The 20,363-nt window shown below is 70.8% G+C and carries 11 protein-coding genes; 3 read left to right on the forward strand and 8 right to left on the reverse strand.

The genetic code is table 11. From position 1 onward, the window contains the following. Positions 1 to 6: 6 nt before the first annotated feature. Genes ABN611_RS00725 through ABN611_RS00735 form a run of 3 tightly spaced genes read left to right on the forward strand, consistent with a single transcriptional unit; the run spans position 7 to position 4,443 of the window. Positions 7 to 1,821 (forward strand): BTAD domain-containing putative transcriptional regulator, encoded by a 1,815-nt coding sequence (locus tag ABN611_RS00725; protein WP_350277760.1) that lies wholly within the window; start codon positions 7 to 9, stop codon positions 1,819 to 1,821. Positions 1,822 to 1,834: 13 nt separating this feature from the next. Beyond that, positions 1,835 to 2,935, forward strand: a complete 1,101-nt coding sequence (locus tag ABN611_RS00730; protein WP_350277761.1) for an amidase — start codon at positions 1,835 to 1,837, stop codon at positions 2,933 to 2,935. Then, positions 2,935 to 4,443 (forward strand): glycosyltransferase family 39 protein, encoded by a 1,509-nt coding sequence (locus tag ABN611_RS00735; RefSeq protein ID WP_350277762.1) that lies wholly within the window; start codon positions 2,935 to 2,937, stop codon positions 4,441 to 4,443. The genes ABN611_RS00730 and ABN611_RS00735 overlap by 1 nt, the downstream gene beginning before the upstream one ends. Before the next feature lie 13 nt (positions 4,444 to 4,456). Here ABN611_RS00735 and ABN611_RS00740 read toward each other — a convergent pair whose 3' ends face one another. The 8 genes from ABN611_RS00740 to ABN611_RS00775 are packed head-to-tail and all read right to left on the reverse strand — an operon-like array spanning position 4,457 to position 20,360. Further along, on the reverse strand, positions 4,457 to 5,446 hold the full coding sequence (locus ABN611_RS00740; protein WP_350277763.1) for a TauD/TfdA family dioxygenase: 990 nt from the start codon (positions 5,444 to 5,446) through the stop codon (positions 4,457 to 4,459). A 26-nt stretch (positions 5,447 to 5,472) separates the two neighbouring features. Then, positions 5,473 to 15,312, reverse strand: coding sequence for an amino acid adenylation domain-containing protein (locus ABN611_RS00745; RefSeq protein WP_350277764.1), 9,840 nt, complete (start codon positions 15,310 to 15,312; stop codon positions 5,473 to 5,475). Next, positions 15,279 to 15,476, reverse strand: coding sequence for an MbtH family protein (locus ABN611_RS00750; RefSeq protein ID WP_350277765.1), 198 nt, complete (start codon positions 15,474 to 15,476; stop codon positions 15,279 to 15,281). Before ABN611_RS00750 ends, ABN611_RS00745 begins: the two co-directional genes overlap by 34 nt. Continuing rightward, positions 15,473 to 16,210 carry an alpha/beta fold hydrolase gene (locus ABN611_RS00755; RefSeq protein ID WP_350277766.1) on the reverse strand — a complete coding sequence of 246 codons (738 nt, stop codon included), beginning with the start codon at positions 16,208 to 16,210 and terminating at the stop codon, positions 15,473 to 15,475. Before ABN611_RS00755 ends, ABN611_RS00750 begins: the two co-directional genes overlap by 4 nt. Positions 16,211 to 16,212: 2 nt before the next feature. After that, positions 16,213 to 17,169 carry a TauD/TfdA family dioxygenase gene (locus tag ABN611_RS00760; RefSeq protein ID WP_350277767.1) on the reverse strand — a complete coding sequence of 319 codons (957 nt, stop codon included), beginning with the start codon at positions 17,167 to 17,169 and terminating at the stop codon, positions 16,213 to 16,215. Between the two features lie 34 nt (positions 17,170 to 17,203). Then, the gene (locus ABN611_RS00765) at positions 17,204 to 18,145 is read right to left on the reverse strand and encodes a TauD/TfdA family dioxygenase (RefSeq protein ID WP_350277768.1); all 942 of its coding nucleotides are present in this window, start codon (positions 18,143 to 18,145) and stop codon (positions 17,204 to 17,206) included. 38 nt (positions 18,146 to 18,183) lie between these two features. Beyond that, complete coding sequence (locus ABN611_RS00770) at positions 18,184 to 19,431, reverse strand: MFS transporter (RefSeq protein ID WP_350277769.1); 1,248 nt, start codon at positions 19,429 to 19,431, stop codon at positions 18,184 to 18,186. After that, complete coding sequence (locus tag ABN611_RS00775) at positions 19,428 to 20,360, reverse strand: ornithine carbamoyltransferase (protein ID WP_350277770.1); 933 nt, start codon at positions 20,358 to 20,360, stop codon at positions 19,428 to 19,430. The genes ABN611_RS00770 and ABN611_RS00775 overlap by 4 nt, the downstream gene beginning before the upstream one ends. Positions 20,361 to 20,363 lie beyond the last annotated feature (3 nt).

Consider the following 20,363-nt stretch of genomic DNA (forward strand, 5'->3'; position numbering starts at 1 on the left):
GCGACGATGATCCGTTTCCAGCTGCTCGGCCCGATCGAGGTCACCCGCAACGGACAGCACCTGGCCATCGGCGGATCGAAGATCCAGACCGTCCTGGCGATCCTGCTGCTGTCCCGGGACCGGGTGGTCTCGGACGCGGTCGTCTCCGACCTGCTCTGGCAGCACGACCTGCCGAGCACGTCGAACGCACAGATCCAGACCTATGTGTCCCGCCTGCGGAACCAGCTCGGCCCCCAGGTCGAGCTGGTCCGCCGGCGCGGCGGCTACCTGCTCCACGCACCCGAGGCCTGGGTGGACGTCGACGAGTTCGAACAACTGGCCGCCGCCGGTCAGGCCGCGCTGGCGGAGAGCCGGTACGCCGACGCGGCGCAAGCGCTGCGGGCGGCGGAAGAGCTGTGGCGGGGCCATGCCCTGGTCGGCGCCACGGAGTACCTCACCGACATCGAGCAGCCGCGGCTGGAGGAGCTGCGGCTGACGGTCGGCGAGGCACTCATGACCGCGGAACTTGCCCTGGGCAATCACCAGCAGGTGGTGTCCGAACTGACCGCGATGGTCAGCCGGCACCCGCTGCGCGAGAACGTCCGCGGCCTGTCGATGCTCGCGCTCTACCGGTGCGGGCGGCAGGCCGAGGCGTTGGCGACGTACGACGCCTGCCGCCGGCACCTGGCCGAGGAGCTCGGGATCGACCCGGGCGACGAGCTCAAGGCGCTCCGGCAGGCTGTACTCGAACAGGACCCGGCACTCGCCGCTCCGGCCGCAGCGGACAGTGGGGTCCGCCCAGCCGCCGATGCGCCGGCTGAGCTTCCGCCCGCGGTACCGGACTTCGTAGGACGGCAGCGGCCGCTGGAGCGACTGACCGCCGTACTGCGAGCACCTGCGGCGACCGCTGCCGTAGTCGGGCTTACCGGTACCGGGAAGACCGCGCTGGCGCTGCAGGCAGCGCATGCGGTCCGGGAGGCCTATCCGGACGGCCAGCTGTACGTGAACCTTGCCGGGAGCACCGACACCCCACGCGAACCCGCAGCGGTACTCGCCAGTCTGCTGCGGTCGCTGCAGGTGCCGGACCACGAGCAACCCACTGACCCGGCGGAACGGGCACGGCTGTTCCGCCAGCTAGCAGGCGCCCGGCGCATCCTCGTCGTACTGGACGATGCCGCTGACGAGCTGCAGCTCCGCATGCTGCTGCCAGGTGGCCTTGCGGGCGTACTGATCACGTCACAGAACCGCCTGCTCGCACTGGAGGGTGCAGTGCGCGTCCGGCTCGGGCCGCTGGCGCCTGCGGCGGCTCGGACACTGCTGGCTACGTCGGCCGATCCGCTGCTGACCGCACGGTTGCTGGAAGCAACAGGCAGGCTGCCGCTGGCGCTGCGGGTACTGGGGTCACGGTTGGCCGCGCACCCGGAGCTGCCGGTCACACGGCTCGCCGCGCGGCTCGCGGCCGATCCGTTCGGGCAGCTGCGGATCGGTGACCTCGATGTGGAGGCGCGCATCGAGGCGGCGTACCGGAAGCTGACCGCGCACCAGCAGCGTGCTCTGCGGCTGCTGTCGATGGGACTGCACGATCCCTTCTCGGTGTGGCATGCGGCGGTGCTGCTCGATGCGCCGCTGGACGCCACGCAGGAGCTGCTGGACGAGCTGTCCGTGCTGCACCTGGCCGAGCCGACCGGTCGTGGCGTCGGCCGGCTCGACCTGCACACGATCCATCCGCTGGTCCGGGCGTACGCGCTCGGCCGAGCGTTCACCCAGGAGGCGCCGCAGGAACGCGGCGCCGCCCTGGAGCGGATCCACCAGGGCCATCGGCTCTGGTCTCCCGCCGCCTGACGAACGGAGCCTGATGACCACCTGGCTGCACCGCCTTCCCCTGTCCGGAACCGGCCTCCGGGTGGCCGTCAAGGACGCGATCGACGTGGCCGGCGTCCCGACCACCGCGGGCTGTCCCGCGGTGGGCGACGACGCCGGCCCGGCGGCCGCGGACGCGCCGGTGGTCGCGCGCGTCCGGGCGGCCGGCGGCGAGATCGTTGGCAAGACCAATCTGACCGAGCTGTGCCGGCCGCCGGACGGCGTGAACCCGTGGACCGGTACGGCGCGCAACCCGCTCGACCGCGGCGTCGTACCCGGCGGGTCGTCGAGCGGTTCGGGTGTGGTGATCGCGACGGACCAGGCGGACCTGGCGATCGCGACGGACACCGGCGGCTCCAGCCGCATCCCGGCCGCCTGCTGCGGGGTGGCCGGCCTGAAGACGACGAACGGGCTGCTTCCGACCGAAGGCGTCTACCCGTACGCACCGTCGATGGACGTCGTCGGGATCCTCGCGCGCACTGCGACCGGCTTGGCCGACGGCCTCGACCTGCTGCTACCGGACTTCACCCCCGAGCGGTACGACGGTCCGATCGGGCGGCTGCGGTTGCCGGACATGTCGGTGGATCCGGTCGTCGACGCTGCCCTGGACGAGGCGCTGGCGCAGTCGCCGTACGACGTGGTCGACGTACCGCTGGACGGCTGGCTGCGTACGTCGGTGGCCGCCGGCCTGGTCATCACGGCCGAGGGACACCTCGCGCATCAGCACCTGCTGGACGGCGGCCGGATGAGCGACCGCGTGCGGGACTGGATCATCCGCGGCAAGTACCTGGACGAGGAGATGGTGGCGGGCGCGCGGGAGCTGGGGCGGCAGTTCCGTGCGACGCTCGACGGGTTGCTCTCCCGGTACGGCCTACTCGCACTGCCCACGCTGGTGTCGCAACCGCCGCGGCTCGGCACCGAAGACCGCTTCGACTTTCCCGCTCTCACGGCGCCGCTCAACCTGACCGGCCATCCCGCACTCGCCGTACCTGTACCGCTGAAGTCTGCTGCGATACCCGCGTCGCTGCAGCTGATCGGCCCGCACAACGGCGAGGCGCGACTGCTCGCCGCGGCGCAGAACCTCCCGACCGTCTGATGGCCGTCTCGGAAGCGGTCCGGCAGTCCACGCCGGTACGCCGCGACACTCCGCGAAACCGCCCGCTGCTGATCCTGCTCGGCGTACTGGCCGTAGCCCTCACGGCCGTGAGCGGCCGGTACGGCTACTACCACGACGAGATGTACTTCGTGATCTCCGGGCGTCACCCCGCCTGGGGCTACCCGGACCAGCCCCCGTTGACGCCGTTGCTGGCCCGGCTGGCCGACGCTGTCGCGCCCGGGCAGGTGTGGGCGCTGCGGATCCCGGCAACGGTGTGCACAGTCCTCACTGTGGCGTTCACCGCGTTGTCGGTCCGGGAGATGGGCGGGTCGCGGCGTGCGGAGTTGCTGGCTGCTGCCGCGATCTCTTGCTCTAGCCTGGTGCTGATCACCGGACACGTTCTGGGGACGAGCACCACCGACCTGTGTTTCACCGCGGCGCTGACGTGGTTGCTGACGCGGCTGATCCGTACTGGCAACCAGCGACTCTGGCTGGTCATCGGGGTCGTGCTGGGCGTCGGTCTGCTCAACAAGGTGATGCTGGCGCTCTGGGCGTTCGCTGCAGTCGTTGCCCTGGTCCTGGCGGGCCGGCGTCGGTTGCTGCACAGCCGCTGGTTCTTTGGCGCCGGTGTCGTGGCAGTCGCGTTGTGGTCGCCGTACCTGGTCTGGCAGGCGCAGCACGGCTGGCCGCAGCTGGGTATGGCGTCGGCCCTGCGGGCGAAGGGGTCCTTGGGCGGCGCAGCCGGCATGCTGCCTTACCAGATCGTCATCGGGCCGCTGCTGCTGCCGCTGTGCGTGGTTGGCCTGGTCTGGCTGTGGCGCGGCCCGTTCCGCGTCTTCGCTTTGACGTACGTCGTCTTCGCGCTGTTGCTGATGGCAACCGGCGGAAAGGCCACCTACCTGTCCGGCGCCTACCCCGCGGTCTTCGCCGGCGCCGGTATCGCGGTCGACCGCTGGATCCGTACCCGGCGCCGCTCGCTGACCGTGTACGGCGCGCTCGGCCTGTCCGCGCTCATCGCGGCCCCGCTCGGCCTGCCTCTGCTGCCGGAGCGCGCGGCGGTTGCGGCCGGCAGCGCGATGGGCATCGACCAGGCCCGCTCGCAGCTGGGCTGGCCGGAGGTAGCGGACGCGGCCGCGCGCGCCCTGAACCAACTGTCGCCGGACGAGCGCTCTCGCGCGGTCGTGTACGCCGACAACTACGGTCAGGCCTCCGCGATCGAGTTCTACGGCCCGGCACGCGGCCTGCCCCAGGTCTACAGCGGCCACAACGGCTACGCCCTCTGGGGTCCTCCCCCGGACTCGGCCGACATCGCGGTGGTCATCGACGGCGACCGGCGCACCGGAGCCGAGGTGCCGGACTGGACCCGGCAGGCCTGCGAGAGCCTGACGCGAGCCGCCACGATCGAAACCACCGTGGCGACCCGCGAGCGGGGCAAGCCCGTCTGGATCTGTGACCTGCGCGAGCCCTGGTCGGTGCTGTGGCCGCGGCTCACCCGCCTGGACGGCTGAGCCGCGGCCCAGGTCACCGGACCAGGACGTGGGAGTCCTGCGGGCGCAGGTCACGCGAGGCCCGGAGGTCCCGCAGGGAGAAGGTGCGCTGCAGCCACCGGTCGCGGCCGTCGTACCGCGGGGTGAAGCTGGTCCGGCCGTGCACCGCGACCCGGTTGTCGACGACGGCCAGGTCGCCCGGCTCCAGGTAGATCGTGTCGGCCGTGGCGGCGAACACCGTCTGGAGCTCCCGGACCGCCGCCTCGCCGTCCGCGGTCAGCGGCTTGGTGGCCGCGAAGTCCACCAGCACGTCCGGGTCGTCGCCGGCGCCGCTGAGAATGCTGTGCGGCTCGGTCAGCGCGCCCTCGTCGCCGAACGACGGCGGCGGGGCGGTGATGTACTCCGGCCGGAACAGGGTCTCCACGCACTCCTTGCTGAGCTTGTCGAGAGCCGTCCGGATACACGCGACCCGCAGGCCCGCCTGCCGCTCGTGGTCGGCACGCAGGCACAGCAGCAACACGTAGTCCGGCTTGTGCGGGTGGAACGCGTTCTCGTTGTGGAACGACAGCAGCACCGAGCCCTCGTTGCCCTGGAACGCCTCGCTGCCCGGCACCGGTACGACGTCGTGCACCAACGCACCGGACTTCTCCGCCAGGTACGCGGCCGGATCGCCCAAGCCGTGCGCGACGAGCGTCAGCAACGCGGCCGGCACCGTCCCTTCCTTCTGCACGGACCCGCTCACCGACGGGGTGTCGGGGACGGCCCGCTCGTCGACCGGCAGGCCGCGGATCAGCAGTGACCCGGAACCGCCGGAGTGCCGGCGGAAGTCGGCCAGCGTACGGCGCAGCGCCACCGGCAGCTCGTGGTAACCGGCCGCGGCCGCGTCCAGCCAGGTGCCCGAGTTGACCCAGCCGTCGCCGGCCGAGACGACGCCGCGCGCCACCAGTTCGGCCAGGTCGCGGTCGGCGGAGTCGAGGACCAGCGGTCCCCGGGCGCGTATCGCTTCGTGCGGAAGTGTGTTCATCTGGTTGCTCCTCGGGGTGTTCCGGATCACTGGTAGCCGCCCCATTCGGTGAGCAGCTGGTGTTCGGCCTGACTGACCTGGACCGGGACGACGACGCCGGCGTCCGGGTCCGCGGTCAGCTGCTCCAGCAACTCGACGAACCGACGCAGGTGGTCCCTGGTCTCGGCCCGGCTGAACGCGTCGGGCCGGGCGTCGAGGTTGAGCTGGGTGGTGCGCCCGGTGCCGGCCGGCGCCGGGAAGACGCTGAGCCGGAGCGCGAAGTGGGTGTCGTCGCGGGCGTCGATGTGGACCAGCCGCAGCCCGTCCACCGACAGGTTCATCAGCCCCGCGTCGAGCGGGTAGTTGAACAGCACGATCGTGCTGTCGTACAGCGGACCGATGCCCTGCGTCGCCTGGATCTCCGCCGCCCCCAGCTGGTGGTGGGCGGTCAGTCCGGCCAGCTCCTCGTGCATCCGGCCGAGGAGCCCGCGCAGGGTCTGGCCGGCGTCGACGCGGACCCGGACCGGCACCGTGTTCACGAAGAGGCCGACCATCGTCTCGACCCCGGGTACTTCCGGCGGCCGGCCGGACACCGTCGTACCGAACACGACGTCCTGCTGACCGGTCAGGCGACTCAGGTACAGGCCCCAGACGGTCTGGAGCACCGTGCCCACTGTCGTGCCGGCCTGCCGGGCCAGCGCTGAGACGGCCTCGTCCAACTCGGGGCCGAGGTGCTCGATCACTCGCTCCGGTACTGCGGCCGCGCCTTCGGACGCCGGCGCGGCGACCATGGTCGGCTCGGTCAGCCCGGACAGCGCGTCCTGCCACGCAGCGCGCGCCGCATCGAGGTCACAGCCGGCCAGCCACTCCAGGTACGAGGTGTACGGCGCTGTGGCGGGCAGGCTCGTTCCGCCGTACGTCGTGAAGAGCTCGCTCAACAGGATCGGCACCGACCAGCCGTCCAGCACCAGGTGATGGTTCGTCATCACGAGCCTGTGCAGGTCGGGGCCCAGCTTGATCAGCCGGAACCGCAGCAGCGGCGGTCGCGCCGGATCGAACTTGTCGAGCTGCTCCTGCTCCAGGACGCGCAGGAGCTCCGCCTCCCGGTCCAGCTCGCTCAGACCGCTCAGGTCGAGCTCCGACCACGGCAACGCCAGTTGCCCGTGCACCACCTGGTACGGCGTACCGGCACTGTCGTGGACGAAGCCGGCGCGCAAGGCGGGATGCCGGTCGAGCAGGCTCTCCGCTGCCCGGCGCAGCCGCGGCCGATCGAGAGGTCCTTGCAGATCGAGCCAGATGCGTCCGGTGTAGAGGTCGACACCGTCGTCGGCCAGCAGCGCGTGGTACAGGAAGCTCTCCTGCAAGGACGTCACCGGCAGTACGTCGGCCAGCCCCGGATGGGCGGCCTCCAGGTCTTCCACGGTGCGCTGGTCGATGTGTACTAGTGGGAAGTCGGACGGCGTGCGGCCGGACGCTCCACTTCGTGCCAGCGCGTCCAGTGCCTCCGACCACAGTTCCCCGAGCCGACGGACGTCGTCGGCTTCGAAGACGCCCGGAGCGAACGTCCACTCGGCCTGTAGTGACGGTCCGTCCGGACCGTCCAGCAGCAGTGCGTTCAGCTCGAGCGGGTGACCGAGGGGCATCCGCGGATCGGCGCCTGGGACCACAGCTGTGCTCAGCAGCGACCAGTCGCCACTGCCGGCGGTGGCGGTCCGGCCGAGGTAGTTCACCTGCACCTGCGCCTGTCCGTTCGCGGGTGTCCGCAGCTGCTCCTTGACGGCCTTCAGCGTCGCTGCGGCATCGTTGCCCACAGCACGCAACCGGACTGGCCGCACCTGCGTGAACCATCCGACAGTGCGCGACACGTCCGCATCGGGTACGACGTCACGCCCGTGACCCTCGAGATCAACCAGAACCTCGTCGTCGCCACGCCACCGCACGAAGGCCAACGCCAATCCGGCGAGCAGCACGTCCTCAACGCTGCCGTGCACTGCTTGACCGACCTGCGTCAGCGCGGGGGCCGGGAGCGTCGACGTGATCCGTTCGGCGGTACCTGCGGTGTCCACCGCTGGATCCAGCGCCCGGCTGCCGAGCAGAGCCTCCTCCTGCTGCGCAACAACTTCCGCCGCCGGCAGCTGGGCACTCCAGGTCGCGAACGACGTACCGACAGGGTCGAGCGCACGGCCCTCCAAGGCGGCGACCAGGTCCGGCAAGAGGATGCGCCAGGAGACGCCGTCGACCGCGAGGTGGTGGATCATCAGCAGCAGCCGGCCAGGTGCGTCGCCGGCGTCGAACCAGACCGCCTGCAGCATGACGCCGTCGTACGGCGTCAATCGCGATCGCGCCGCCTCCGCCTCGGTCACCTGGACCTGCTCGATCGCACCCGCGTCCAGCCCGCTGATGTCCACGCGGGTGACCCACGACGCGACGTCCACACCAGGTGGCCGCTGTTCCACGGTCCACGGCGTACCTCGGCGTACTCGGAAGCGCAGTGCGTCGTGATGGTCGACGAGCTTCCGCAGCGCATCGGTCAGCCGCTTCAGCCCCAAACCAGCTGGGGCCTGCACGAGGACGGACTGGTGGAAGCCCGGCCACACCTCACCGGTCGCCGCCAGCGCGGACTGCAACGGCGTCAGCTGCACAGGTCCTGCCGTGGCTTGCTTCGCGCCATGGCCTTCGGAGGCGGCCACGCAGATCGGGGCCAGTGCGGCCACGGTCTGGTGGCGGAACACGTCGCGCGGGGTGAAGACCAGACCGGCCTTACGGGCGCGGCTGACGAGCTGGATCGACAGGATGCTGTCGCCGCCCAGTGCGAAGAAGCCGTCCTCCGGACCGACGTGGTCGACGCCCAGCACCTCGGCGTACAGGTTGGCCAGGGTCTCCTCGACCGACCCGGCCGCGGCCACCTTGGTCCGGGTCTGTGTGGTCGGCGCCGGAAGGGCCGCCCGGTCCAGTTTGCCGTTCGGTGTCAGCGGCAACGAGTCCAGCCGGACGATCACCCCCGGCACCATGAACTCGGGCAGCGACTCCGCCAGGTACTCGCGCAGGTTCTCGGTGCTGTCGGTGCTGTCGGTGCTGTCGGTGCTGTCGGTGCTGTCGGTGCTGTCCGTGACGGCGTACCCGACGAGGCGCTCGTCCCGGACCACGACGACGGCCTGCCGGACGGCCGGGTGCGCCGTGAGCGCGGCCTCGATCTCGCCGACCTCGACGCGCGCGCCGTTCAGCTTGACCTGGCCGTCGACGCGGCCGAGGATCTCCAGCCGGCCGTCGGCGGTCCAGCGCACCTGGTCACCGGTGCGGTACAGGCGCCCTTCCCCGAACGGATTCGGGACGAACCGCGACTCGGTGAGCTCCGGCCGCCGCAGGTACCCACGTGCCACGCCGGCACCGCCGATGAACAGCTCGCCGCGTACTCCGGTGGGTACGACAGCCAGGTCCTCGTCCAGCACGTACAAGGTGACGTTGTCGTGCAGCCCGACCGGACCGTCGACCGCAGCGATCGGCACGCGGTGCAGCCCCTCCACCGACGTCACCCGGTACGCGGTCGAATCGATGGCTGTCTCGGTCGGGCCGTACTGGTTCACGAACTCCACCCACGGCAACCGCCGCAGGACCTGCTCCGCCAGCGCCACCGGCAGCGCCTCACCGCCGGACAGCAGGACCCGGAGCGACCTGCACTCGTCCAGACCGCCCTCGGCGAGCATCACCGCGAGCATCGACGGAACGAAGTACACGTGGGTGATCTGCTCGCGGTCCATCGTCTCGCGCAGGTACGTCGTGTCGAGGTGTCCGCCGGGCCGGGCGATCACCAGCCGCGCGCCTTCGCTCAACGGCCCGAAGATCTCACCGACGGAGACGTCGAAGCCGGTCGGGATCTTCACCAGGACGGCGGAGTCGGCGGTGTAGTGGAAGTACGCGCGCTGGGTCCACAGGAAGCGGTTGACGGCTCCGCGATGCGTGGCGAGCACGCCCTTCGGCTGCCCGGTCGACCCGGACGTGTAGATGAGGTACGCGACGTCGTCCGGTCCGGTCGCCGGCTCCGGGTCGGTGTCCGGCTGTGCTGTCAGGTCGAGCTGGTCGACCAGCACCACCTGCGCATCCAAGGCGGGCAATCCGGTCCGGCTGAGCACCAGGGTGGCCCCGGCGTCCTCGAGCAGGTACGCCAGTCGTGCGGACGGGTAGTCCGGGTCGAGCGGCAGGTACACGCCGCCCGCCTTCAGCACGGCCAGTGCAGCCACGACCAGGGCGGCGGACCTGTCCAGGTGGACTCCGACCGGCGCGTCACGGCGTACGCCGAGATCGCGGAGGGCGTGTGCGAGCCGGTTGGCTGCCGCGTTGAGTTCGGCGTAGGTCAGGTTGCGGCCGTGGTCCTGGACTGCGATCGCGTCGGGCGTCCGGGCGACCTGCAGCTCGACCAGGCCGTGGATCGTCGTCCAGTCCACCTCCCGGTCGGTCTGGTTCCGCTCGACGACCAGAAGGTCTCGCTCACCCTCGACGAGTACGTCGTACTCCCCCAGGTGCTGTGCGGGCTCCGCGACGACCTGTGCCAGCAGACGGCCGTAGCGGACCACCAACTGCTCTGCGGTCGCTCGGTCGAACAGGTCGAGCGCGTATTCCAGGTGCCCGGCCAGTCCGTCGCCTTCGCGGAACGCCAACTGCAGGTCGAACTGCGCGATACCCGAGTCGACCGGCGCGTGGCTGACCGTCAGGCCTGGCAGCTCGACTGCGTCGGCGTCGACGGTCTGGAACGGCATCATCACCTGGAAGAGCGGGTGCCGAGCAGACGACCGGGCCGGGTTCAGCACCTCGACCAGGCGGTCGAACGGCACGTCCTGGTGCGCGTAGGCGGCCAGGTCGGTCTCGCGGACGCGGGCCAGCAGGTCCTCGAACGTCGGGTCGCCGCCGGTGTCGGTCCGCAGTACCAGAGGGTTGACGAACATGCCGACCAGGTCGTCGAGCGCCGCGTCGGTCCGGCCGGCGTTCGGCGTACCGATCGGGATGTCGGTGCCCGCGCCCATGCGGGTCAGCAGCGTGGCCAGCGCGGCCTGCAGCACCATGAACAGGCTGACCTGGTTGCGCTGCGCGAGCCGGTTCAGACCGTCGTACACGTCGTCGGGCACCGAGAACGGCACTAGGTCACCGCGGTACGTCGCCGTGGCGGGCCGTGGTCGGTCGACAGGTAGCTCGAGCTGATCGGGCAGGCCTGCCAGCTGTTCGGTCCAGTAGTCGAGCTGCTGGCGGGCGCGGCTGTCCGCGTGGTCCTCGTCGCCGAGCAGGTCCCGCTGCCACTGCGCATAGTCGGCGTACTGCACCGGCAGTGGTGACCAGTCCGGCTCGTTGCCCTCGGCCCGCGCCGCATAGGCGGTGGCGATGTCGCGGGCCATCGGCGTGGTCGACCAACCGTCGCAGGCGATGTGGTGGAGGGTGATCAGCAGAACGTGCTCGTCCGGGCCGACAGCGAACAGTGTCATCCGCAGCGGCGCCTCGACGGCCAGGTCGAACGCGTACGACGCCCCTGCGGCCAGCTGGGCTTCGAGATCGGTCACCGGTACGACGTCCAGCGACACGGCCGGCGGCAGCACAACCTGGTGCGGCATACCGTTGTCGTCGGCGAAGACCGTCCGCAGCGTCTCGTGCCGCGCGACCACGTCCGTCAACGCACTGCGCAGCGCAGCCACGTCCAGCGTCCCCCGCAGCGTCACGGCAAAGGCGTTGTTGTACGTCGACGACGGCCCCTCGAAGCGGTTCATGAACCACAGCCGCCGCTGCGCGAACGACACCGGCACCAGCTCCGGCCGCTCGTACGGCGTCAACGCCGGACGCGCACCACCCGCCGCCGCGAGCTGTGCCGACAGGCCGTCCACCGTCGGGTGCTCGAACACGATCCGCACCGGCACGTCGGCGCCGAGCGTCGCGCGGATCCGGCTGGTCAGCCGGGTCGCGGTCAGCGAGTTGCCGCCGAGCTCGAAGAAGCTGTCGTCGACACCGATCCGGTCCACCCCGAGCAGCTCGGCATACAGGCCGCAGAGGATCTCCTGGTCGGGTGTGCGCGGTCCGCGGGATCCGGTCAGCGCGCCGAAGTCGGGCTCGGGCAGGGCACGCCGGTCGAGCTTGCCGTTCGACGTCACGGGGAGGTCGTCGAGCCGCATGACCAGGCTCGGCACCATGTACTCCGGCAGCCGCCGGGCCAGTGCCTCCCGGACCGCGCGCGCGTCGAACCGGTTGCCATCAGCAACGACGTACCCGACGACCCGCGGTTCGCCGATCAGCGGGGTGTGGACCACCGCGGTCGCCTTGGCCACCTCCGGCAGGCCGAGCAGTGCGGCCTCGATCTCGCCGAGCTCGATCCGGAAGCCGCGGATCTTGACCTGGTCGTCGGACCGGCCGAGGTACTCCAGTACCCCGTCCGTCGTCCACCGGACCACGTCGCCGGTGCGGTACATCCGGCTGCCCGCAGCGCCGTACGGGTTGGCGACGAACCGCTCCGCGGTCAGGGCGGGCCGGTTCAGGTAGCCGCGGGCAAGCTGGACGCCGGCCAGGTACAGCTCGCCGGCGAAGCCGGGCGGCACCGGCGCGAGGTTGTCGTCCAGCACGTAGACCTGGGTGTTCCACACGGGCCGTCCGATCGGGACGGAACCAACCGGTGTCTCGTCCCCCGGCCGCAGCCGGTACTCGACCGTGCCGACGGTCGCCTCGGTGGGACCGTACTCGTTCACGACCGTCACACCCGGGTGCCGTCCACGCCAGGTCGACAGCGCAGCACCGGTCAACTGCTCGCCGCCGACCAGCAGGTCACCCGAGCCGAAGCGGCTGTCCGGCCACTCCTCCAGCATCGACAGGTGTGCGGGCGTCGCCTTCAGGAACGTCACCTCGGCACCGGCCTCGTCGACCGCGCCGACGTGCACACAACCACCGCAGACGAGCGCGCCGAACATCGCCGTCACCGTGAGGTCGAACGTGACCGGCGAGTGCAGCAGCGTCGGTCCGGCGAGGCCGGGGTACGCCCGGGACACCCAGCTCAGGTACTGCCCCAGAGCCTTGTGCTCCACCACGACACCCTTCGGGCGCCCGGTCGAACCGGAGGTGTAGATCAGGTACGCCGGACTGCGCGGTGCGGCGGCCGCCTCGGGACCGAGCGGACCGCTCGGCAGGGCAGCCAGCAGCCCGGCTGTCTCGTCGGAGTCGATCAGCAGCGTCGGGGCCTCGGTAGGCAGCGTCTGCGAGCTGGTCGTCACCACCAGGACGGGGCTGGCGTCTTCCAGGATGCGCTGGGTGCGCTCAGTCGGATCGGCCGGACCAATCGGCAGATAGGCCGCTCCTGACTTGACCACGGCGAGCAGTACGACGAGCAGGTCCAGCGACCGCGGCACCGCCACAGCAACGAACCGCTCCGGCTCCGCGCCGCGTGCGATCAGCAACCGCGCAAGGCGATTCGCCTCCGCGTCCAGCTGCGCATAGGTCAGCCGTCGCTCGCCGTCGACGACAGCAAGCGCATCCGGCGTTGCGGCGACCTGCTCGGCGAACTGCACCGGCAGTGTCGACGGCGAGGCGTGCTCCCACGAGGACACGTCGATCGACGCCTCTGTCGGGCCGTACAGGTTGTGCAGCGCCGCCTCCGGCAGCAGCCGCTCGAACTCCTCGGCAACCTCCTGCGGCAGCGCCTCACCGGAGCAGAGCACCCGACGGAGGTTCGTGCACTCCGCGGCCTGCGGCTCCGCCAGGAAGGTCGTCAGCATCGACGGGACGAAATGCACCGTCGTGACGTCCTCGTTCTGAATGAGTTGCGCCAGGTACGCCGGATCGCGGTGACCGTCGGGCTTCGCGATCACGAGGCCGGCGCCGACCTGCAGCGGCCAGAAGAACTCCCAGACCGACACGTCGAAGCCAATCGGCGTCTTCTGCAGCACCCTGTCCGCCGGGCCGAGGCGGTATTCGGCCTGCATCCACAGGAGGCGGTTCACCACGCCCGCATGCGGAACCAGCACGCCCTTCGGCCGTCCGGTGGAGCCCGAGGTGTAGATGACGTACGCCGGGTGCTCACCGGTCAGCGGGGTGGTGCGGTGAGCGTCCGTCGGGTCGATGATCGGCCGGTCCCGCAACTGCCGGTCGAGCTCCGGCCCGAGCAGCGTCGACGGCACCTTCGTATCAGGTGCTGCGTCGGCCGTGGTGAGAACCAGTGCAGGCTGCGCATCCTCGAGCAGGTACTCGATCCGGTCGGCCGGCAGCGCCGGGTCGATCGGCAGGTAGGCGGCGCCGGCCTTGATCACGGCGTACATCGCCACCACGAGGTCGATCGAGCGCGGCACCGCGAGTCCGACCACCTGTTCCGGGCCGATGCCCTGCGCGATCAGGTGGTGTGCCAGCCGGTTCGCGCGGCGGTTGAGCTCGGCGTACGCCAGGGTGGTACCCGCCGATCGCAGGGCCACGGCTCCGGGAGTACGTCGTACCTGTGCTTCGAAGAGGTCGGCCAGTGAGCGGGCGTCGACGTGGGTCGCCGTACGGTTCCAGTCGACCAGGACCTTGTGCCGCTCGTCCGGTGCGATCAGCTCGACGTCACCGATCGGCTGGTCCGGCTGCTGCACCAGATGGGCCAGGAAGCGGACCAGGCGCGTGCGGTGGTCGTCCAGCTCGTCCGCGGTGTAGCGGTCGGTGTTGCCGTCCAGGTCGACGCGCAGACCGTCGCCGCCGTCGTACACCGCGATCGCGAGGTCGTCGACGGCACCGTGGGAGAGGTTGTGCAGCGTGGTGCGGTGGCCGTCGAACCGCAGGTCCTGGTTGAAGGCCATCACGTTGAGCATCGGCCCCTGCAGGCCGTCGACCGGAAGGCCCAGGTCCTGACGGATGTCCTCGAGCCGGTAGCGCTGATGCTTGAGCGCACCGCGCAGCGCCTCGGTCACACCCTTCACCAGCTCCTGCATGCTCTGCCGTGGCTGAACCGCGATCCGCAGCGGCACGTGGTTCGACAGCATGCCCGGGGTGGCCAGCGAGACCCTGGTGGTGCGTGCGGTGACCGGAAGCGTCAGCACCAGGTCCCTGATGCCAGTGACGCGGTACAGATACGCAGCCGTCGCAGCCACGGACCACACCGACCAGTGCGCACCAGCCGTCTTCGCAACCTTCCGCAGTACTGCGGTCTGCTCGGCGTCGAGGGCCCCTGAGCTGCGATGCGGCACGTCGGTCGACCGCTGCGGACCGGGCGTACGGCGGCTGAGCCGGACCGGATCCGGTAGCTCGGCGAGTTGCTCCGACCAGTACGTGCGATCGGCAACGAAGTCGTCGGAGGCGCGGTAGTCGCGTTCCTCCTCGATCAGTTCGGTCAACGTACCGAACGGACTCGGACCGAACTCCCAGCCGTGCGACAGGTCCTCGTACAGGTCCGCCAGTCGCTTCGCCATCACACCGCCGGAGTAGCCGTCGAAGGCGACGTGGTGCCCGCGCTGGTACCAGATCGCGGCGTCGTCGGCGATGGTGAACAGCACGGTCGCGGTCAGCGCGCCCGCGGTCAGGTCGACCGGACGGGCCAGATCGGCCCGCATCCAGGCGAACGCCTCCGCCCGTGGGTCCTCCGCTGACCGGAGGTCCAGGTGGGTGACGACGGGCTCGGCGGGCTCACTGCGCAGCTCCTGCCACAGGTCGCCGTTCGCGTCGTCGCCGACGGCACCGATCCGGCAGGCCTCCGCCTCCCGGGCGAGCTGCCGCCAGGCCAGCTCGAACCGCTCCGGGTCGACCGGGCCGTGGATCTCGACGGCCTCACCGATCGTGTACTCGTGCCCGGACCGGTCGAGCTGGTGCGCGTACCAGACACTCGACTGTGCCGCCGAAAGCGGCAGCCGGACCGGCTGCTGGCCGCCGCTCATCGCACGCCGGCCGGGCGCAGGTCGGTCCACGTCCGGTTGATGTAGTCGAGGCACTCCGCGCGGCTGCCGCGCTCCAGCACGACCTGCCAGCCGGCCGGTACGGCGGCGAAGGCGGGCCACAGCGAGTACTGGTCCTCCTCGTTGCGCAGTACGCGGTAGTCGGCGGTCTCGTCCTCGAACGGGTTGGTGCTCACGGGTGGACTCCTTCGGCAGTGAACGATCGGGTGATCAGCTCAGTGATCCGGCCGGGCACCTCTTCGGTGTAGAAGTGGCCGCCCGGCAGTTCGGCTGTGCTGATGCCGGCGACGGTGTGCTGCGCCCAGGCCGCCGCGTCGGCGACGCCGAACGTGTGGTCGGTCGACCCGGCCAGCACGGTGATCGGGCACTCCAGGCGGGCGCCCGGGTGGTACTCGTAGGTCTCCATGAGGCGGAAGTCCGCGCGCAGCATCGGCAGGGCCAGTTCGCGCAGGTCCTGGTTCTCCAGGAGCGCGGCGCCGGCGCCGCCCAGTTCGCGGATGTAGGTCAGCACCTCGTCCTCGGACTCGAACGTGAGCCCGAGCCGGGTCGTCACGGCAGGCGCGACCCGCGCCGAGACGAACAGCCGTTCCGGTCCGCGCCCGACCGCCTCCATCCGGCGAGCCGCCTCGAACGCGACCGTCGCTCCCATGCTGTGCCCGAAGTACGCCGTCGGACCGGCAAGTTCGGGCAGCGCTGCCACGACGCCGTCGACCAGCTCACCGAAGTGCTGCAGCGGCGGCTCCTGGAAGCGGTCCTGCCGGCCCGGGTACTGCACCGCGATCAGCTCGATGCTCTCGGGCAGCAGGTCCGCCCACTGGCGGTAGGCCGTGGCGGCCCCGCCGGCGTGCGGGAAACACACCAGCCGGAGCTCTGCCTTCGGACGCGGGCGCGGGATGCGGAACCAGCTCATGCTCAGACCCCGGCAGGAGCAACGGCAGCGGGACGGTACGCCTCGGCCATCGCCACGGCGATCTTGCGGTCGCCGGTGAACGGCTCGCGCGCGTGCGCCGCCAGCATGTTGTCCACCAGCAGCAGGTCGCCCTGCTGCCAGTCGAACCGGGTCCACTCCTGCCGGTACACCGACCGCAGGTGGTCCATCACGTCGTCCGGGATCTTGCCGCCGTCGCCGTAGTACGTGTTGGTCGGCAGCTCGTCCTCGGACAGGAACGCCAGCAGGCCTTCGCGGATGGACGCGGGCAGCGTCGTGTTGTGGAAGAACGTGATGTGGTTGAACCACACCGTCTCACCGGTGTCCGGGTGCACGTGGATCGGCTCCCGGACCGCCCTGGTCCGCAGCCCGCCGTCCCCGACCCACTCGAACTCGAGGTCGTTCTGAGCGCAGTACGCCTCCACCTCGGCGCGGTCCTCGGTGTTGAACACGTGCTGCCAGGCGACCCCGAAGTCCTCGTGGAAGTTCCGCACCACCATCCACTTGCGGCGTGCGAACTCCTCCCGGACGGCCGGGTCGATGGCGTGGTAGATCCGCCGTACGTCGGCCAGCGGGGTGGCGCCCTGGGTCGCCGGCTCGCGGTCGCAGTAGAAGAACAGCAGCCGCGGCCAGGCGGCCTGGTAGGAGTTCTCGTTGTGCAGGAAGATCTCCTCGCTCGGCGGGTAGTCGGTGGACGTGTAGACGTTGCCCTTGATCGACCGTCGCGGCGACGAGCGTTCGGCGTACTTCAGCGGCTCGCCGGACAGCGCGCGGACTGCCGCCTCCATGCCCTCGACGCCGCCGACCTTGCAGTCGCGCAGCAGGACCGCGCCGTGCCGGGCGAGCAGTTCGCGGATCCGCGGGCCGTCGGCGGTCAGCCGCTCGACGATGCCCGGCCCCTCGGGACCGCCGTTGATCACGTACGCCAGCGTGGTGCTCATGGGTGTGCTCCTCGGAAAGGTTGTGACAGGTGGATCAGGCGGACATCGCGACCAGGACGCGGCGCTTGCCGGTGTAGGGCCGGCGGCCGTGGCCGACCAGCAGGTTGTCGATCAGCAGCACGTCGCCGGTCCGCCAGTCGACGTCGACGGCCGCCGCGAGGCCGCGGTCGCGGATCTGTACCGCCCACGCGTCGGGGATCGGCGTACCGTCGGCCAGCGTCACGGACTGCGGCAGCTCGTCGGCGGGCATGATCTGGGCCAGTGCCTGCGCGGTCTCGTCGCCGAGGCCGGCCGGGTGCCACTGGTCGGCCTGGTTGAACCACACCTCGGCGTTCGTCCGCGGGTGCTTGATCGTTGCCGGCCGCAACTGGGTGATCCGCAGCCCGCCGTCCGGGCGCCACTCCACCTCGGCGGCGGAGTCCGCGAGGAACCGCTCCACCTCGGAGCGGTCGGAGGTCTCGAAGGTGTCCTGCCAGCTCTTGCCGAGTCCGGCGCCGCCGTGCAGGTTCTGCACGTAGCGCACGCCGTCCGCGAACGCCGCGGTCAGCTCGTCGTCCAGGGACGCCAGCCACAGCTCGCCGTCCACGACCGGCGTCGCGCCGCCGGTCTCCGCAGCCACCTGGCAGGAGAACATCAGCCGCGCCGGGTACGCGTGCGCGTAGGACAGCTCGTTGTGCATCGAGATCGTGTACTCGGGCGGGTACTCGGTCGACGTGTAGACGTTGTCGCCGACCTTGGTCCGCGGCGAGTTGCCGTGCTTGTAGGCCAGCCGGCCGGGCAGCAGCAGGTCCATCACCGGGTCCAGGTGCGCCTCGTCGACGTGGAACCCGCGGAACACCAGGGCCTTCGCCTCGACCAGCAGGCCGTCCAGGTCGCGCTCGTCGCGCAGTGTCCGGATCAGTCCGGCCGCGGTCGGCTCCACCCCGGCGTCGGCGGGCGTGACCACCCGCGGCCGCCACTGCTCCATCGTGCTCATCGGCCGTGCCTCCCTTGGTTCGACTGGTCCTCTCACTGTCACGGCCGGGCCCATACTTTTTCGTTACTCGTCCCGCCGTACCGACGGACGGCGGTGAACGCGAGCAGGGCCAGGACCGTCATCGCCCCCGCGGCCACCACGACGGTCGACGTCGTACCGACCGCACCCAGCAGCAGGCCACCGGTCAGCGGGCCCAGGGAGTTCGCACCGGACGTCACGAGCGCACCGACACTGGCCGCGCGGCCCTGCATCTCCTCAGGAGTGATGCGGACCTGGTAGACGCCACCGGCGACGTTCATCAGGCCGCCGGCCCAGCTCATCGCGGCGAACACCCCCGCCAGCAGCCACGGCTCCGGCGTCAGTGCGATCACAGGGATCAGGACGACCCGCAGTACCAGCGTGCCGACGAACAGCGTGGTCAGGCTGAGCCGCTTCATGAACCACGAGCCGCAGAGCGCGCCGAGCAGTCCGCCGAGACCTGTGGCCAGGCCGATCAGTCCGATCGTGGTGACCGCTCCCCCGCTCTCCTTGACGATGAGGATCATCGAGAGGCTCAGCACCTGGCTGACGAGGTTGGTCACGGAGATGACCGCCAGGGCGCTGCGGAGGAGCTTCTGCTCACGCATCCAGCGCAGGCCTTCGCCCAGGTCCTTCCAGAGCGTCGCCGGCTTGCGCTGCGGCCGCTGGAACGGCGTACGGATCGCCAGCAGCGTCACCATCGACACCGCGTGCCCCACGACCGTCACGCCGAACGGCATCCAACTGGCGAACGACAGCAGCGTCGTCGACAACGGCTGCCCGACCAGTCCAGCCCCTTTGCTGCGCGCCTCGTTCTGCGACAGCGCAGCCGGCAGGTGATCAGGATGTACGACGGAACGCACAGCCGCGCGCTCCGCCAGCTGGTAGCAGATCGCGGCGGTGCCTTCGAGGAACGCGGCTGCCAGCAGATGCGGCACGGTGAGGCGGTAGAGCAGCATCGCAGCCGGGACGCTGGCGATCGCGAGCATCCCGACCAGGTCTGCGCAAAGCATCACCCTGCGGCGGTCCCAGCGGTCCACCAGCACACCTGCCGGCAGCTGTACCACCAGCTGCGGCAGGAGCGCGGCGAACCCGACCAGTCCCGCCTGCTCCGCCGAACCACCGTCGAAGACCACCAGCAGTGGCCACGCGATGCTCGCGACCCGGACCCCGAGGATCGACGCGGCCGCGCCGAACCACAGCAGCCCGAAGTCCCGGTTCCGCCAGAGCGGCCCGGGCGGAGCGTCGGGCCTGGCGGACACGGTCATCCGACGATCCCGCGCCGGCACCAGTCCAGCACCGCCATCGCGCCGTGCAGCTTGTTCTCGGCCTGGTCGAAGGCGATGCTCGCCGGGCCGTCCAGGACGTCGGCGGTGACCTCCTCGCCGCGGTGTGCGGGCAGGTCGTGCAGGAACACCGCGTTCGGGTGGTCCTGCCAGATCGCCGCGTTGACCTGGAACGGCGCGAACACGTCCCGCCAGTTCGGGTCCGGCTTCGACGTACCGGTCGTCTGCCAGCGGGTGGTGTAGACGGCATCCAGCTCGGGCGGCAGGTCGGCCATGTCGTGCCGCTCGACGATCGTCGAGCCGCAGCGCTGCGCGTGGGCGGCCGCGCGCGCGGCGACGTCGGGCCGCAGGCCGTAGCCGGGCGGGGTGCGCAGTTCGAGGTGGACGCCCGGGAAGCGCGTGATCGACAGCGCGATCGAGGCGGCCGAGTTGTTGCCCTCCCCGACGTACAGCACGCGCAGCTGCTCGAGCTTGCCGAACCGGCGCTTCAGCGTGACCAGGTCGGTGATGCCCTGCGTCGGGTGCTCGACGGAGCTCATCGCGTTGATCACCGACATCCGGTCCTGCGCCGCCCAGCCGCGCATTTCCTCCGGATCGCCGGCGGTCCGGGCGACCAGCACGTCGAGCATCCGGCTGAACACCTGACCGGTGTCCTCGGTCGTCTCGCCGGTGTTCAGCTGCAGGTCGTCGGGCCCGTAGGCGATGATCTGGGCGCCGAGCCGCAGTGCCCCGGCCGAGAACGCGGTCCGGGTCCGGGTCGACGTCTTGCGGAAGTAGATCCCGGCGATCTGGCCGGTCAGCGGACGGTCCAGGACGGCACGACCGGCGGAGAACTCCTCCCCCAGGTCGACCACGTACCGCAGCTCGTCGTCGGTCAGGTCGTCGGTCGAGATCAGGTGGCGGGTGCTCATGGT

It is taken from the genome of Kribbella sp. HUAS MG21 (genome assembly GCF_040254265.1).
Classification (GTDB): domain Bacteria; phylum Actinomycetota; class Actinomycetes; order Propionibacteriales; family Kribbellaceae; genus Kribbella.

Excerpts from the sequence above, each read along its gene's own strand:
- ABN611_RS00725 (WP_350277760.1), top strand. The coding sequence starts at position 7 with ATGATCCGTTTCCAGCTGCTCGGCCCGATCGAGGTCACCCGCAACGGA.
- ABN611_RS00730 (WP_350277761.1), top strand. The coding sequence starts at position 1,835 with ATGACCACCTGGCTGCACCGCCTTCCCCTGTCCGGAACCGGCCTCCGG.
- ABN611_RS00735 (WP_350277762.1), top strand. The coding sequence starts at position 2,935 with ATGGCCGTCTCGGAAGCGGTCCGGCAGTCCACGCCGGTACGCCGCGAC.
- ABN611_RS00740 (WP_350277763.1), bottom strand. The coding sequence starts at position 5,446 with ATGAACACACTTCCGCACGAAGCGATACGCGCCCGGGGACCGCTGGTC.
- ABN611_RS00755 (WP_350277766.1), bottom strand. The coding sequence starts at position 16,210 with ATGAGCTGGTTCCGCATCCCGCGCCCGCGTCCGAAGGCAGAGCTCCGG.
- ABN611_RS00760 (WP_350277767.1), bottom strand. The coding sequence starts at position 17,169 with ATGAGCACCACGCTGGCGTACGTGATCAACGGCGGTCCCGAGGGGCCG.
- ABN611_RS00765 (WP_350277768.1), bottom strand. The coding sequence starts at position 18,145 with ATGAGCACGATGGAGCAGTGGCGGCCGCGGGTGGTCACGCCCGCCGAC.
- ABN611_RS00770 (WP_350277769.1), bottom strand. The coding sequence starts at position 19,431 with ATGACCGTGTCCGCCAGGCCCGACGCTCCGCCCGGGCCGCTCTGGCGG.
- ABN611_RS00775 (WP_350277770.1), bottom strand. The coding sequence starts at position 20,360 with ATGAGCACCCGCCACCTGATCTCGACCGACGACCTGACCGACGACGAG.